The organism is Spirosoma spitsbergense DSM 19989, assembly GCF_000374085.1.
Classification (GTDB): domain Bacteria; phylum Bacteroidota; class Bacteroidia; order Cytophagales; family Spirosomataceae; genus Spirosoma; species Spirosoma spitsbergense.
This window is the reverse complement of record NZ_KB893581.1, coordinates 45,589-61,544: the sequence shown is the minus strand read 5'-3', so window position 1 is coordinate 61,544 and position 15,956 is coordinate 45,589. Positions and strand designations below refer to the sequence as shown.

Here is a 15,956-nt window from a genome sequence, read left to right as displayed (position 1 = left end):
GTGGGGCTTACCTATTGTTCCGCCCCACGCCCTACCCCTAAAACTATGCGGCTATGTTGAGTAACTATATCAAAATTGCGTGGAGGAACCTGCTCCGTAACAAGGTTTTCTCGTTCATTAACATTACCGGACTGGCGCTGGGCATGGCTACGTGCCTGCTCATTGGTCTGTATGTGTATCATGAACTGAGCTACGACCGGTTTCATGCAAAAGCTGACCGTATTGTGCGCGTTACGTTCCGGGCCAACATGAACGGCAACAAAATCAACGAGGCCCATGTGATGCCACCAACCGCCCAAAGCCTGTTGCATGACTATCCCGAAGTGCTGGAAGCCACCCGGCTTCGGCACGCGGGCGAACTCCTGCTGAAAAAAGGCAATGACCTGGTTCGGGAGAATGCCGTTGCCTTCGCCGACGCTAATTTTTTCGATGTCTTTAGCTTTCCGCTGGTGAACGGCAACCCCAAAACTGCCCTGCTCCGGCCAAACACGGTGGTAATTACGGAGAAGATGGCCCGTAAATATTTTGGCGATGCGAACCCTATCGGCAAAACGCTGTCTCCGAAAGGCAGTAAACAGGCGCTACAGATAACTGGCGTTATGGCCGATTTTCCCGATAATTCGCACGTGCATTTCGATTTCCTGATGGCGATGGCGGGTTTGGACGAAGCTAAAGCGACTTCCTGGATGCAGTCGGAGTTTTACACCTATCTCGTGTTGCCGGTGGGGTATGACTATAAGCAACTGGAGGCCAAACTTCCCCAGGCCGTTGAGAAGTATATGGGGCCGGAAATTCAGCAGGCGTTCGGTATGCCTTTCATTAAATTTCGCGAGGCAGGCAACGACCTGGGCCTGAAACTGCAACCCCTGACCGATATTCACCTACATTCCGATTTCGCCTACGACCTGAGTCCGTCGGGCGATATCCGGTATGTATACGGGTTTGGTGCCATCGCCGTGTTCATGCTCCTGATTGCGGCTTTCAACTTCATGAATCTCAGCACGGCGGGGGCCACCAAACGGGCGGCTGAAGTGGGCATTCGTAAAGTGATGGGGTCGGTACGAAGCGCGTTGGTCTGGCAGTTTCTGGTCGAGTCGCTATTGCTGACGGCTATCGCTCTGCTGCTGGCCGTTGGGCTGGTTTTACTGGGTCTGCCTATCTTCAATGATATAACAGGTAATGATCTGACCTTTAGTTTTTTGACCCTGCCGGGGCTGTTGCCGGGTTTAGTGCTGTTTGGGCTGGTGGTAGGTGTTTTGGCCGGTAGCTATCCGGCCTTTTTCCTGTCGTCGTTTAAGCCGATTGCCGTGCTGAAAGGTGATACGGCATTCCGGGGAGCGGGGCGGATTACGGCAGGTCGGCAGCGGGTGTCGCTGCGGAGTGCGCTGGTGGTGATACAGTTTTGTCTGTCGTTCGTACTCATTGTTGGTACGGTGGTCGTTTTGCAGCAGCTAAACTTTATCCGAAACACCAAACTCGGCTACAACAAAGAGCGGGTACTGGTTCTGCATGAAACGGGGCGTCTGGGCAAAAACGAGGCCTTGTTTCAGCAACAACTTTTACAGGATTCTCGGGTAATCAACGCGAGCGTTTCGGGTTATGTACCAGCCGGTCATTCCTACAACAATAACTTCCTTGTCTACGGCGACAACAGGGCCGGGCAGTATGTTAAGGGTATCCGGTACGATGTGGATGAGCGATACATTCCGACGCTGGGTATGACGATGGCTGGCGGACGTAATTTCTCCCCGGCTTTCAGCACCGATTCGTCGGGTATTATCCTCAATGAAACGGCCGCCAAACAACTTGGCTGGGGTAATGATGCCATTGGCCATACCGTTACGAGACCCAACAATGATGGCAGTAAAGAAACGTACCGCGTTATTGGCGTTGTGCGGGACTTTCACTTCAGGTCGTTGCACGAGCGCATCACCCCGCTGATGATGACGATGGGGGACAACAGTGGTACCATCCTGGTGAACGTGAAGACGGGTGACGTGGCAGGTCTGCTGAAAACGATTAGTGGTCAGTGGAGCGCGTCTGGCGTCGATGTGCCGTTTGCGTATTCGTTTCTGGCCGATGATTTCAACGCGGTATACCGGGCCGAGCAGCAAACGGGTCAGGTACTGGGGCTGTTTAGCGGGCTTACTATCTTCGTTGCCTGTCTGGGTCTGTTTGGTCTGGCCATCTTTACCGCTGAGAGTCGCACCAAAGAAATAGGCGTTCGCAAAGTATTGGGCGCGAGTGTGGCCAGTATTGTAACACTGTTATCGAAAGACTTTCTGAAGTTAGTCCTGCTGGCCATCCTCATCGCATCACCGATAGCCTGGTACGCCATGAGTCAGTGGCTGGACGATTTCGCTTACAAGATTGATATCGAGTGGTGGATGTTTGCCGGGGCAGGTCTGCTGGCCGTAGTTATCGCCCTGATGACGGTAAGTTTCCAGAGCGTGAAAGCTGCCCTGATGAACCCGGTTAAATCACTCCGTTCCGAATAGGCGTAGGGCACCCCACGCCCCAAACCCATAAAACCCATGCTGACCAACTACCTCAAAATTGCCCTGCGAATAATCAGGAAAGACACTACCTTCTCGCTCATCAACGTAGTTGGTCTGGCCACTGGTCTGGCTGTGGCACTACTCATCATCCAGTATGTGCGCTTCGAGCTGAGTTACGAACAATCAAATCCGCTGGCAGACCGGATCGTTAGGCTTACCACGGACTACATGAACGGGGGCACAGTGGATGCGCAGGATGCCGAAATGTATCCGCCGGCTGGGGCTAAAGCCAAACGGGAAATGAACGAGGTAGTCAACTATACCCGCGTCTATCCCTTACGGAGACCTACTTTGACGGTTCAGATTGACGAGGCTTATTACCTGATGAATAACGTCTATGCGGTCGATTCTTCCTTTTTCTCCATGTTCAACTACCCACTTGTACGGGGAAGTCAGCAGGGTCTTTTTACCAGACCCAGGCAGGTCATTCTGACGGAAAAGACGGCATTAACCTATTTCAAGACGCTCGACGTGCTGGGCAAAACCCTGAAAATTCCCAAGTCGGAAGGCAGTGTTCTGATGGAAATAGTAGGTGTGGTGCCGGACAGCCCGGCCAATACACACCTGAAATTTGCTATGCTTGTTTCCTATCCGACCATGCTGTCGGACTTTGGCGAATGGGAAGACAACTGGAACAACAACAATACCTACACCTATGTACAATTAGCCGAAAATACCCGGTACGAAGGGTTTATAAAATCGCTGGCGGCCTTCAGCGACCGATTGGTCAGCGAAAAAAAGATGACAAACGAGCGGGTAATCGGCCAGAAGATTGGCGACATTCACCTGTATTCCCACAAAACCTTTGAAACTGAACCCAATGGCGAAGCGCGGTCGGTGTATTTTCTGCTGGGCGTAGCGTTTCTGGTGCTTCTGAGTGCCTTTGTCAACTACGTGAATCTGACCACGGCCAAAGCCCTCGACCGGGCGCGGGAAGTTGGGATGAGAAAAGTGGTTGGCTCCACCCAGGGACAGATCAGAATGCAGATTTTCACGGAAACCGTTCTGATAAATTTAGTCGCCGGAGCCATGGCAGTGGGGTTGGTAGTTGCCTTTCGCCCGGTGTTTGTGGAGGTGGCAGGGTTGCCGGACGGCTTTACCGTATTCAGAGACGTGTTTTTCTGGGAAAGCGCCGGGGCATTTCTGTTACTAAGCATTCTGCTGTCGGGGTTTTATCCGGCCTTTGTCCTGTCTTCCTTCGATCCGGTTACGGTCCTAAAAGGCAATTTCTCACGCTCCACTAAAGGCACACTACTGCGAAAGTCGCTGGTGGTTTTTCAATTTACGATTACCCTGATTCTGCTGGTGCAAACCTTCGCCGTGTATCGGCAGGTCAACTTTCTGCGGGAGCAAAACTTAGGCGTAAACATCGACCATACCCTGGTGGTGAAAGCTCCGGTGGGAAGTGATGCCCGGCAGGATTACGGAGCGTTTCGACAGATGCTGCTCGATCAGGCTCAGGTAAAAGCGGTATCCCTTTCCGGTACCGTACCTGGCTTGGGATCGACCCAAATGGCGTCAACGACGGGCATCAATCTGTCTGATGCCGCGAAGAAAACCTCGTATAATTACTACCTGACCCGGATAGACACGGCGTTTATTGACCTGATGGGCATCAAGCTGCTGGCGGGTAAAAACTTCGATGCTACCACCCGGCCGGGTTTTTCGGACACCACCAACCGGCAACTCATTGTCAATGAAGAAACCATCCGGCTCTGGGGTATTCCAACACCCGAAGAAGCCATTGGCAAGCGGGTAGATTTCTGGGGGCATCAGGCAACGATTCGGGGCGTTGTTAAAAACTACCACTACGAATCACCGAAGGCGGCCTACATTCCCATCGTCCATATGTACTCACCCAACTTCGATTCGTTCGCCAGTGTCAAGTTTGCGGGGGGCAACGCCAGTGACCAACTCGCCACGCTGAAAAAGGTGTATAAAGCTAATTTTCCGTATTCGCCGTTCAGCTATTTCTTCATGGATAGTGAGTACGACAAACAGTACAAAGCAGATGACCGCTTTCAGCAGGTGTTTGGGGCATTGACGGGCTTCGCCATTCTTATCTCCTGCCTGGGACTGTTCGGTTTAGCGACGTTTACCGTTTCCAAACGAACGAAGGAAATTGGGATTCGCAAAGTAATCGGGGCCAGCACCGCCAACCTGATGGTTTTACTCTCGACCGATTTTATCAAAACCGTTCTTATTGCGATAGGCATTGGCCTGCCAATCACCTACTTTTTAGTCAGCAACTGGCTGGCCAATTATGCAGTTCGCATCGAACTAAGCTGGTGGCTTTTCGCAGCACCTGCCCTATCGGTACTGTTTCTGGTACTAGTGTCCATTAGTAGTAAAACGATTACCACGGCGTTGATGAACCCGGTCAAGTCACTTCGTTCCGAATAGCGCAGCTAAGGGAATAGGGATACCCGCATCATGACCCACAATACTCTAAACACGTTACATCTATGTTAGCGAACTTTATCAAAATCGCCTGGCGAAATCTGCGCAAAGACAAGTTCTACAGCGCGATAAATATTCTGGGGCTGACCATCGGCGTTACCTGCGGCCTGCTGTTGCTGCTGTACGTAACGGATGAATTAAGCTACGACCGCTATCAGGCCAATGCTTCGCAGATTTATCGGATCGTTTCGCACATTAACGAGCCGGACAAAGTCAACCGGTGGAGCAGCACACAACCACCTTTGGCCAAAACACTGAAGCAGGATTATCCCTTCGTCAAAAACTACGTACGGTTCTTTCCCTACGGCCGGGTCATGTTCCGGCAGGGCGAGAAACGGTTTTACGAAGAAGATGTGTATTCTGCCGACTCTACCGTGTTCGATGTGTTCAGCTACAAATTCGTAGAAGGCGATTCGCGAACGGCCCTCGACCAGCCCGGCAGCGTGGTTCTGACCCAAAAAACGGCGCAGAAATTCTTCGGATCAGGCAGTGCCCTGGGGCAGTCGCTCCAAACGAACGACACCACGTTTTATGAAGTAACGGGCGTAATGGAGGATGTCCCCAAAAACTCGCACTTTACCTTCAATGCCCTGATTTCTACGGGCCAGAACGAGCGGAGGCAGGACACCAACTGGGGTGGTTTTTACATATACAGCTACCTGGTTCTGCCCGAAAACTTCGATACAAAGGTGCTCGTAAGCAAATTTCCGCAGGTGTACGACAAGTATATCGGGCCTATTTTTAAGAAAATGGGCATCAAGGTTACGTATGAGTTGCAACCACTCACCAGCATTCACCTCCATTCTAACCTGGAAGGAGAAAGTAATGGCAACATTGGCTATGTGTACACGTTCAGTGCCGTGGCGTTTTTGATGCTGCTCATTGCCAGTATCAACTACATGAACCTGGCTACGGCCCGCTCAGCCAAACGGGCCAGAGAAGTAGGCCTGCGTAAAGTGCTGGGGTCGGAACGCGGGCGATTGATGGGGCAGTTTCTGACCGAGTCGGTGCTCATGACGGCCCTGGCCCTGGCCGCCAGCCTGTTGCTGGTTCTGGCCCTGCTGCCATTCTTTAATACCGTTTCGGGCAAGGAGATTCAGTTTGTGGCGTTGTTGACGCCCCGGTTTCTGCTCATTACCTTCGCCATTGTTGTCTTCACAGGCTTTATCAGCGGCAGTTATCCGGCCTTTTATCTGTCGTCGTTTGAACCGGCGGTTGTGCTCAAAGGCTCGTTCAATAGCAAAGGTGGGAGTTTCTTCCGGAAAACGCTGGTGGTGGGTCAGTTTTCCATTTCTCTGATCATGCTCATCTGCACCTGGGTGGTGTACAAACAACTGGCATTTATGCGTAATCATGATCTGGGCTACGACCGGGAGCAGGTCATGACCATCAACTACCAGGATAGTCAGCCCCGTGCCCGGTATGGAGCACTCCGATCATCGCTGCTGGCCAACCCCAACATCCGGCGAGTAGCCACGGCTTCTTCGCCAGCGAGCGACATTGGCGGGCGGGTCATTTTTGCGGTAGAAACCAACGCCGGGCTGAAGGAGATGGGGTTCAAGCCAATGGGTATCGATCAGGATTATCTGAAAACAATGGGTATGAAGGTGACGAGCGGGCGTGATTTTTCTGCCGATATCCCCGCCGATACTAGCAACGGGGTCATTATCAATCAGGCCGCTGTGGAGCGGCTGAACTGGAAAGAACCACTGGGCAAAAAAGTGCTTCTCGGTGGCCTGCCTCAGGCAGGACGCCCCTCTCCGCCTGAGGCCAAAGTAGTGGGCGTGGTAAAAGACTTTCACCAGCAGTCGCTTTACAGCCCCATTGAACCGATGATTATTCTGTACCGGCCCTACAATTCGGTTATTCACATTAAGATACAGCCGAAAGACGTGGAGAAAACGGTCGCGTTCATCGGTCAGAAATGGCGCGAAACCTATCCCGACCGGCTGTTTGAATACCGCTTTCTCGATCAGGATTTTGAGTCGGCTTACCGGGCAGATGAACGGCGGGGACGGATTTTTACGGCGTTCTCCGCCCTGACCATTCTGATTGCCTGCCTGGGGCTTTTCGGCCTGGCTACGTTCACCATCGAGCAACGGGTAAAAGAGATTGGGGTTCGCAAAGTGCTGGGAGCGAGTGTCGGCAGTGTTGTGCTGCTTCTTTCCAAAGACTTCACGAAACTGGTTTTGTTTTCCTTTCCCATCGCTATCCCGATTGCCTGGTTTTCGATGTACAAATGGTTACAGGATTTTCCGTATAAAACCGATATAGGTCCCTGGATTTTCATCGTAACCTGTCTGCTTACGCTGGTTATCTGCCTGGCCACCGTGAGTTTCCAGAGCATCAAAGCTGCCCTGATGAACCCGGTAAAATCACTTCGTTCCGAATAGGGCAGGGGCTGACTCAGCCCCAAACCCCAAACCCCAAACCCCCATGCTCACCAACTACCTCAAAATGGCCTGGCGAACGCTCCGTAAGCAGCAAGGCTTTACGTTTATCAATGTCTTCGGTCTGGCCGTTGGTCTGGCCTGCTGTATGATCATCATGCTCTACATTCTGGATGAACTGAGCTACGACCGATACAATACCAAAGCCGACCGGATTTACCGCGTCCAGTCCGACATCAAGTTCGGGGGTAACGACACGCACCTTGCCGTTTCGCCCGACCCCGTTGGCCCGACGCTCAAAAATGACTACCCACAGGTAGAGCAGTTCGTACGGCTACACGAACGCGGCACGTGGCTGGTAAAACGAACGGGCGAATCAATCAACCTGCGCGAAGATCATATCATCTTTGCCGATTCGACCCTGTTCGATGTGTTCACCCTGCCGCTGATTGCGGGAAATGCCAAACGGGCACTGGCCGAGCCCAATACCGCCGTTATCAGCGAGTCGGCGGCCAGGCGGCATTTTGGGAGCCAGAACCCAATGGGGCAGACGCTGGTGTTCGACAACAAGACGACCTATACCGTATCGGGCGTGATGCGCGATATGCCCACCAATGCCCATTTCCACACTGATTTTTTCCTGACGATGCTCAACGACGACTATGAGTGGGGAAGCTGGCTCAGCAACAACCACTATACGTACCTGTTGATGAAGCCGGGTATTGATGGTAAGGCGTTTGCCAAAAACTTTGATACCGTCATCGAAAAGTACGTTGGTCCGCAGGTGTTGCAGTTTACCGGTTCGTCGATGGGCGATTTCGAAAAAGCGGGCAATACGCTGTCTTACTGGCTCATTCCAATTACGGATATACACCTTCACTCCCGGCAACAGATCGAACTTGAACCCAACGGCGACATCCAGTACGTCTATATTTTTTCGGCGGTGGCCCTGTTTATTCTCCTCATTGCGTGCATCAACTTCATGAATCTGGCCACCGCCCGGTCGTCTAATCGGGCGAAAGAAGTTGGCGTCCGGAAAGTGCTGGGTTCCGAACGGCAGCAACTGATTGGGCAATTCATGACCGAATCCATCCTGACCACCAGTCTGGCTATGATGCTGGGCTTGTTGATCGTAGCCGTAGCGTTGCCCGGCTTCAATATCATTGCAGCCAAATCCCTGAGTCTGCGTCCTTTTTTCTCACCGGCTCTATTGCCAATGCTCCTGATTGTGCCCCTTATTGTGGGCTTACTCGCAGGGAGTTATCCGGCCTTTTTCCTGTCGTCTTTCCAGCCAATTGCCGTACTCAAAGGTGGTACGGCATTCCGGGGGGCAACCTCCCGAAAACTAACCATGAGTTTCCGAAGTGTGGGGTTACGGAGTGGTCTGGTAGTGTTTCAGTTCATGATGTCGATTGTACTTATCGTGGGAACGATCATCATCTACCGGCAAATCACGTACATCCAGACCAAAAACGTAGGCTTCGACCGGAATCAGGTGCTGATTGTCAATGATGTATATGCCATTGGGAAGCAGGCCGAAACCTTCCGGCAGGAGGTGCTGCGGTTGCCGGGCGTAGTGAGTGGCAGTATTTCGGGGTATTTGCCAATACCGTCCAGCCGGAGTGATAACGCATTTTTTCCCGAAGGCAAGGCCGATATCAACAAGGGGATCAACATGCAGAACTGGGGCGTCGATTATGACTACCTCAAAACGCTGGGTATTCAACTGGTACAGGGGCGGAATTTCTCCACGTCTTTCGGTGCCGACTCAACGGGTGTTATCCTGAACCAGGCGGCTGTTCGCGTATTGGGCTATAAAGACCCGATTGGCAGGCAAGTCTGGCGATACGATGATAATCAGGGTAAAATCCGGAAAATGTTCACGATTATCGGTGTCATCAAAGACTTCCATTTTGAGTCACTCCGGCGCAACATCGGTGCCTTATCGCTCACCCTCAGTGCTAATTCGGGCGCGGCTTCGTTCCGGCTCAGTGGGACAAATGTACCCGCATTAGTGAAGCAGATCGAAGCCAAATGGAAACAGATTGCCCCCGGCCAGCCGTTCAGTTACCGGTTTATGGACGATAGTTTCGAGGATATGTACCGGGCCGAGCAGCGTATTGGCACCATTGCGCTGACGTTTGCCGCCCTGGCTATTCTGATTGCCTGCCTGGGGCTGTTTGGCCTGGCCGCCTTCATGGCCGAACAGAGGACCAAAGAAATAGGCGTTCGCAAAGTATTGGGTGCCAGTATAACGAGCATTATCGGCCTGCTTTCCAAAGATTTTCTGCGCTTAGTGTTGATTTCCATCGTTATTGCCAGTCCGCTGGCCTGGTACGCCATGAGTCAATGGCTGAAAGATTTCGCCTACAAGATTGACATCGAGTGGTGGATGTTTGCCGGAGCGGGCTTGCTGGCCATCGTCATTGCTCTATTGACGGTGAGCTTTCAGAGTATCAAAGCCGCCCTGATGAACCCGGTGAAGTCACTACGGAGTGAGTAAGGGATTCATCCCTTTTTTCGGCCAGTTCATCCCATTTTCGCCATGCGTCTGATCATCTTCAATAGCTTTGGTCAAAAATCAGCGAAAGCGATGCGCAACAATTCTTTTATCCGGCGATACGAACCATGGTTCTTTGTTGGAGTGGCAATCCTGTACGTCGTCCAGCGATTAGTTATCGAAGTAGCGAGGCTGGATACTATGACCGAACGGGCTGGCTGGAACAGGGTTCCGTCAGCTGGTATCCAACAAAATCCGGGAGATTACAATTACCTGCTGAACAACAACGCACCACTCATTGCGGGCATGGGAATCTTCCTGACGTCCTGGTATGTTTTTCATAATCAGGCTTATCCGAAGCTTCAGGAACGGCCCGATAACCCAACGGGCTGGCTAGTAACCGGACTGACCGTTTTGCTGCTGCTGGCCGCGATGTTTGTGTATCATTACCTGAAACTATACCCGCGCTACCAGCACGATCAGGCGGGCAATGTTATCGGGCTGACAACCTATTCGCTTTACCGCAAGCGCACCATACTGGCCGATGCTGTTGGACTGGGTATCGTGCTGGGCGTGTATGAAGCAACCTTTCAGTATTATGCCTACCTGTCCCGAAAGATTGCGCAGGATTCGACGCGGCATTTCCGACTGGTCAGCTACCTGCTGTTGGGTGGCCTGGTGATGGGTGCACTTATGGCTGCGCTCAAAGCGGAGCCGCCCTTGTTCTTGTGGAATCAACGAGGCTCCCGCAACGTCCTGATGCTATCGGGACTCGGTCTTCAGATACTGGCGTTACAGGGCTATATCTATTCGTATATTCTGCCGCTGCTGAGAGGATCGCTGACGACGGAAACTATGAGAGCCGCTCGTACGGGTACTTACCTGTTTTTTGTTCTGCCCTTTCTACAGTCGTCGTCAGTGCCGGAAGTACTGCTGGCCAGGCGCGTAGCCACGTACCTGCTGACAATTTTTGTTACCACGCTGATTTTATGGGGAGCCACAACTGCGTTCCATTACGATAACCGCGACCCGCTTCTGCTCATGGCTATTGTCCTGATTGCATCCGTTTCAGTAGCCTACGGCAGGCAGGCGTTCACGCAGGAGAAAACGGTATTGCAAACGCAGGTGTCGACGGGGGCGGCCGAACTGGCGAGTCTGCGGGCGCAGATCAATCCGCACTTTCTGTTCAATGCCCTGAATAGTCTGTACGCTACGGCCCTGAAAGAGAACAGTGAAAAAACCGCCGATGGCATCCAGAAACTCGGCGATATGATGCGGTTCATGCTGCAGGAAAACAACCGCGACCGCATTCCGCTCGACAAGGAGATCGAGTACCTGCGCAACTACATCGGGATTCAGCGGATGCGCATCGACGAATCGCACAATATTGAGATCCGGGTCACCATTCAGGAGCCGAATCGCGTCCTCTACATCGCGCCCATGCTGCTGACACCCTTCGTAGAAAATGCCTTTAAGTATGGAATCAGTCTTCGGCATGCATCATGGATTTACATTACGCTGACGCTGGATGATTCCCGACTGTATTTTAAGGTGCACAACTCCCGGCATACCCGATCACCCGACATGAATGGTCATCACGACCCCGAAGCGGTTCAATCGGGTGTGGGACTGGACAATGTGCGCAAGCGGCTGGCATTGATCTATCCCGGCCGGCATCAGCTTGACATTCAGCAATCGGAGCAGGATTATTTCGTCTCGCTCTCGCTGGTGTACGGGTAAAGGGTCTGGTCACGCCGGTAGTGAGGGAGTACCCGGAAAAAAGCGGGCCGATACGGGTTCTCGTTTCTGTAGTGACGGTAGCTCGCCAGCAGCTGGTTTTCGCCATCGGTAATTTCGTAACCCAGGGTGTACAGAACCTTCCCGTTGATGGTTAACTCATCGATGACATCGATCAGGTTTTTGACCGTCGATTGTGGCGTGGGAGCGATCAGCACTACTGGGTATTGTTCCAGTTCCGTAAAGAGCAGTTGCGTACGCAGTCCATTGATCGAATAGTCGGTTTCAACATAGTCGGCGCTGGATTTATCGCGGATGAAGGATAGATAACCAATCCGGTCATTGCCTAACAGAAAGATGGTAGCAGAGAAATACAGCGGTTCACCACAAAATCGTCTCTCTAAAGGTGTTGAACTTTTTAGTACTACAGGTCGCTGAAGCTGCTTCATCCAGATAAAAAAAGTGATCAGTAACAGGGCAATACTAACGAACGGTGTCAGGTCGACACGCGGGAGCTGACGGCGTTGGCGATGTGCTTTCATGTTGATTCCTACTTTGGATATAGATGCCTAAAAACCCTTAAATCCACACAATAGCTCATACCTTACAATCACCCTTATACCTTTTACATCCATGAAATACACGTTCACTACTCTCCTCCTGCTGTGGCTGATCTCCGCTTCGTTCAGTCAGTCGGTATCACCCGAAGTAGCCAAAAAAATGAAGCAGGTAGAAACCAGTCTGATGCCTGCGGTTCAACTGGCCGACAAACCACCCGTTCGGTACACTATAGCCGAACGGATGCGCCAGTTTAAGGTGCCGGCCGTAAGTATTGCCGTGGTCAACAACGGTAAACTCGAATGGGCAAATGCCTACGGGTATCTGAGTATCGACAGCACCCGGAAAGCCGATACCGAAACGTTGTTTCAGGCCGCATCGATCAGCAAACCCGTTTCGGCACTGGGTGCCCTGAAACTGGTGGAGCAGGGAAAGCTGAGTCTGGATACCGACATTAACCAGTACCTGACAAGCTGGAAGATAAAACCGTCGCGCTTTACGGCGCAGAAACCCGTAACCCTGCGGGGTCTGCTCTCCCATACGGCCGGCCTGACGGTACACGGTTTTCCGGGCTACCCCAAAGGCAGACAACTGCCGACAACGGCGCAGATCCTGAACGGCGAAAAACCCGCGAACTCCCCGGCCGTAGTGTCGGATACCGTACCCGGTGCTCGCAACGAGTATTCGGGCGGTGGCTATGTAGTGATGCAGCAGGCTGTGGAGGACGTAACGGGAAAGCCGTTCGCCACCTTCATGCAGGAAACGGTGCTGTCGTCCCTCGGCATGCGTCACAGCACCTACGCGCAGCCGCTGCCCGAAGCGATGGGTAAAAACGTCAGCGTTGCGCACTGGAGTACCGGCAGAAAACTAGCGGGCGACTGGAATACCTACCCCGAAACGGCACCGGCCGGCCTGTGGACAACCCCGTCCGACCTGGCCCTGTACATACTGGAAGTTCAGCAGTCGATACGGGGGAATGCCAATCACGTGTTATCGGCGTCGATGACGAAAACTATGCTGACCCGGCAGCTCGGCAATCAGGGGCTTGGACCCGGTCTCAACGGCGAAAACAGCACGGCCAGTTTTGGACACGGCGGTGGCAATATGGGGTATCGGTGCTTTCTGTACGCCTTTTCAGAATCGGGACAGGGAGCGGTTATCATGACCAACTCGGATAATGGCATGGATGTGATCAACGATATCCTGCGCAGCATCGCGTATGTTTACAACTGGCCCGACTTCAAGTCCGTTACCAGAAAGGTAGCGACGGTGCAACCCGACCAACTGGATAAGCTGGTGGGTAGGTACGAAGGCTACGGCGACAAAAAACCGGTGCTGGAAATTACCCGCCAGGATGCAGGGCTACAGGTTCGGCAAACCTGGGACAACCACTCGTTCACCCTGCTGCCCGAATCGGATCTGAGCTTTTTCGTTAAAGACGAAGGTGGACCGTTTACGTTTGAAACCGCGGCCGACGGCACAATCAACACCCTGCTCGCTTTTGGCCACGACCGCTGGACCCGCGTAAAATGACCGCTAAACCCCTCACCGCTATTGCTATCGACGACGAACCACAGGCGCTGGAGGTCATAAAGCTTCATGCCGCCAAAGTGCCGTTTCTGGAAATAAAAGCACGTTTTACCGATGCTATCGAGGCTATTGCATGGCTCCAGACCAACCGTGTCGACCTGCTATTTCTAGATATAAAAATGCCGGATATTTTAGGTACGGAGGTTGTTAACTGCTTGCCCAAACCACCGATGGTGATCTTCACCACGGCCTATTCCGACTTCGCCGTACAGGGTTTCGAACTCGATGCCGTCGATTATCTGCTGAAGCCTTTCTCGCTGGCCCGTTTTCTTAAAGCCTGCACCAAAGCCCTCGACCTGCACACGCTCCGTTCCCCCGACGTACCAGATTTTCTCTTCGTAAAGACCGGCTATGAGGAAGAAAAAGTACGGTTCGACGATATCCTATACATTGAAGCCGAAGGGAATTACCTGTCGTTCGTCCTGCCTAACCGAAAACTGCTCAGTCGCCAGACCATGGCCGATCTGATTGAGCAGTTACCCCCCGACCGGTTCATTCGCGTACACCGGTCGTTTTGCGTGGCCATCCATAAAATCGATGTGCTGGGCCGACAGGAGATCACGCTGGGCAGCCACGTTATTCCAATCGGCGCATCGTACGAAGATGCCGTCACTACCATCCGTACCCGGTTGAATACGGCATAAAAATTTACGCCAGCCCTGATCCGGTCGTATGCTGGCGGTAGGCAGTTGGCGTTACGCCTTCCAGCATCTTGAACAGACGGGAGAAGTAGTGCAGGTTATTGAAGCCTGCCTGATAGCACACGTCACTAACCGTAGCCGCCGGATTCATTAATAGCCGTTTCGCCAGGTTAATCCGTTCCCGGATGACAAACTCCATTGGCGACAGCCCGAAGGCTTCTTTGAACGAGCGAAAAAAGCCGGACTTGCTCATGCACGCTTTCCGGCAAAGCGTGTCGATGCCAATCTTTTCGGTCAGGTGTTCTCTGATGTACTCGACCACCGTGGCAAACCGATTATTCGTTGGCAGGCCATCTTCTGCCAACGCCATGTTCTGGGTTTGAATCACCCGAATCAGTAATGATTTGAGCGTCAGATCGGCCAGGGCGTCCTTGGCCAGATCATCTTCCATACTGATGCTGATCAGCTTGTTCATGACGTTGGCCAGTTCCCGATTATTGTAAAAATGGTACTGATTGAAATTCAGCTTCCATTCGGCCGAACCATCCTGCCGAGGATAGGTTTCGTTCAGGAAATCCAGCATACTGGTCACTACGGGCCAGTTGAGGGCAATGGTAGCGCATTGAACCGGATGTCGTTCGTCGGCCTCCGGGAAGTCTACTTTCATGGATATGCCTTCGGGCAGGATGACGGTTTCGCCGGGCAGAAAGTCGAAACCAGGATTTTTGGATAGGTGCATCACCTTCCTTCCCCGCAACATACTGGTAATAACCAGCCCATCGTAGGATAACACCACATCGGAACACTGCCGGTACGTCTCAAAAATGTTTAACTCACAGTGGTTTAGAGTAAATACCCGCCGATGCTCGACCAGCGAGTCCAGTTCCCGCGTGTCGGATAAGTTGATACCCTGTAGAGGATAGCCGTTCGTCATTAATTTATCGCTTATTCTTTATAAAACGTAATCCAGCTACGTTAGTTACTGACCCATTCGGTAAAGTTGGACAATCGTAATATTTCTTAGTATTATTGTGCAAATACGGCCATCCTGCATCCCTTAGTTTTGTTCATAGACTCAACACAAGGGTCTGGTTTGACAAACAACTTACCAAAAAACGCATGAGCATTACATTAAAACAAGCCGAAACGGCTGTACAGGCGGCCAAAGCTAAAGCATCTGACATTGATACCCTGATGAATATTGCCATCGTTGATGCCGGTGCCAATCTGGTAGCTTTTGCCCGCATGGATGGCGCCTGGTTAGGTTCGCTCGATATTGCCCAGAAGAAGGCGCGTACAGCCCGCTACTTCGATATGCCAACGGGCGAAATCGGCAAGTTATCCCAACCCGGCGGTTCATTGTTCAACATCGAGCATTCCAACGGTGGGCTGATTACCTTTCCGGGTGGCATCCCCATCAAAAATGCGTCGGGCGAAATCATCGGCGCCATCGGCGTATCGGGCAGTTCCGTCGAAAATGACCACACCGTAGCCCAGGCGGGTGTGGATGCATTACAGTAGC

Annotated in this window: 10 protein-coding genes; 8 read left to right on the top strand and 2 right to left on the bottom strand. The window is 52.4% G+C overall.

The features are described from left to right. The first annotated feature begins 53 nt into the window (after positions 1-53). The 5 genes from B157_RS0126425 to B157_RS0126405 all read left to right on the top strand — a co-directional run bounded on the left by B157_RS0126425 (position 54) and on the right by B157_RS0126405 (position 11,648). On the top strand, positions 54-2,498 hold the full coding sequence (locus tag B157_RS0126425; RefSeq protein WP_020606326.1) for an ABC transporter permease: 2,445 nt from the start codon (positions 54-56) through the stop codon (positions 2,496-2,498). Between the two features lie 36 nt (positions 2,499-2,534). Further along, the gene (locus B157_RS0126420) at positions 2,535-4,961 is read left to right on the top strand and encodes an ABC transporter permease (RefSeq protein WP_020606325.1); all 2,427 of its coding nucleotides are present in this window, start codon (positions 2,535-2,537) and stop codon (positions 4,959-4,961) included. A 62-nt stretch (positions 4,962-5,023) separates the two neighbouring features. Beyond that, positions 5,024-7,411, top strand: coding sequence for an ABC transporter permease (locus B157_RS0126415; protein WP_020606324.1), 2,388 nt, complete (start codon positions 5,024-5,026; stop codon positions 7,409-7,411). A gap of 43 nt (positions 7,412-7,454) precedes the next feature. Beyond that, the gene (locus B157_RS0126410; RefSeq protein WP_020606323.1) at positions 7,455-9,911 is read left to right on the top strand and encodes an ABC transporter permease; all 2,457 of its coding nucleotides are present in this window, start codon (positions 7,455-7,457) and stop codon (positions 9,909-9,911) included. Between the two features lie 42 nt (positions 9,912-9,953). After that, positions 9,954-11,648 (top strand): sensor histidine kinase, encoded by a 1,695-nt coding sequence (locus B157_RS0126405; protein ID WP_245565275.1) that lies wholly within the window; start codon positions 9,954-9,956, stop codon positions 11,646-11,648. Here the strand turns inward: B157_RS0126405 and B157_RS36045 are convergent. Next, positions 11,615-12,187, bottom strand: coding sequence for an ExbD/TolR family protein (locus tag B157_RS36045; RefSeq protein ID WP_020606321.1), 573 nt, complete (start codon positions 12,185-12,187; stop codon positions 11,615-11,617). The genes B157_RS0126405 and B157_RS36045 overlap by 34 nt on opposite strands. A gap of 91 nt (positions 12,188-12,278) precedes the next feature. Here B157_RS36045 and B157_RS0126395 point away from each other — a divergent pair, with 91 nt between their 5' ends. Beyond that, positions 12,279-13,736 (top strand): serine hydrolase, encoded by a 1,458-nt coding sequence (locus B157_RS0126395; RefSeq protein ID WP_020606320.1) that lies wholly within the window; start codon positions 12,279-12,281, stop codon positions 13,734-13,736. Beyond that, complete coding sequence (locus tag B157_RS0126390) at positions 13,733-14,437, top strand: LytR/AlgR family response regulator transcription factor (RefSeq protein WP_020606319.1); 705 nt, start codon at positions 13,733-13,735, stop codon at positions 14,435-14,437. The genes B157_RS0126395 and B157_RS0126390 overlap by 4 nt, the downstream gene beginning before the upstream one ends. Positions 14,438-14,441: 4 nt before the next feature. Here B157_RS0126390 and B157_RS0126385 read toward each other — a convergent pair whose 3' ends face one another. Beyond that, entirely contained in the window at positions 14,442-15,368 is a 927-nt protein-coding gene (locus tag B157_RS0126385; RefSeq protein WP_020606318.1) for a helix-turn-helix domain-containing protein, read from the bottom strand. A 185-nt stretch (positions 15,369-15,553) separates the two neighbouring features. Between B157_RS0126385 and B157_RS0126380 the strand changes: the two genes are divergently transcribed. After that, on the top strand, positions 15,554-15,955 hold the full coding sequence (locus B157_RS0126380) for a GlcG/HbpS family heme-binding protein (protein ID WP_020606317.1): 402 nt from the start codon (positions 15,554-15,556) through the stop codon (positions 15,953-15,955). Position 15,956: the final 1 nt, after the last annotated feature.

Excerpts from the sequence above, each read along its gene's own strand:
- B157_RS0126425 (WP_020606326.1), top strand. The coding sequence starts at position 54 with ATGTTGAGTAACTATATCAAAATTGCGTGGAGGAACCTGCTCCGTAAC.
- B157_RS0126420 (WP_020606325.1), top strand. The coding sequence starts at position 2,535 with ATGCTGACCAACTACCTCAAAATTGCCCTGCGAATAATCAGGAAAGAC.
- B157_RS0126415 (WP_020606324.1), top strand. The coding sequence starts at position 5,024 with ATGTTAGCGAACTTTATCAAAATCGCCTGGCGAAATCTGCGCAAAGAC.
- B157_RS0126410 (WP_020606323.1), top strand. The coding sequence starts at position 7,455 with ATGCTCACCAACTACCTCAAAATGGCCTGGCGAACGCTCCGTAAGCAG.
- B157_RS0126405 (WP_245565275.1), top strand. The coding sequence starts at position 9,954 with ATGCGTCTGATCATCTTCAATAGCTTTGGTCAAAAATCAGCGAAAGCG.
- B157_RS36045 (WP_020606321.1), bottom strand. The coding sequence starts at position 12,187 with ATGAAAGCACATCGCCAACGCCGTCAGCTCCCGCGTGTCGACCTGACA.
- B157_RS0126395 (WP_020606320.1), top strand. The coding sequence starts at position 12,279 with ATGAAATACACGTTCACTACTCTCCTCCTGCTGTGGCTGATCTCCGCT.
- B157_RS0126390 (WP_020606319.1), top strand. The coding sequence starts at position 13,733 with ATGACCGCTAAACCCCTCACCGCTATTGCTATCGACGACGAACCACAG.
- B157_RS0126385 (WP_020606318.1), bottom strand. The coding sequence starts at position 15,368 with ATGACGAACGGCTATCCTCTACAGGGTATCAACTTATCCGACACGCGG.
- B157_RS0126380 (WP_020606317.1), top strand. The coding sequence starts at position 15,554 with ATGAGCATTACATTAAAACAAGCCGAAACGGCTGTACAGGCGGCCAAA.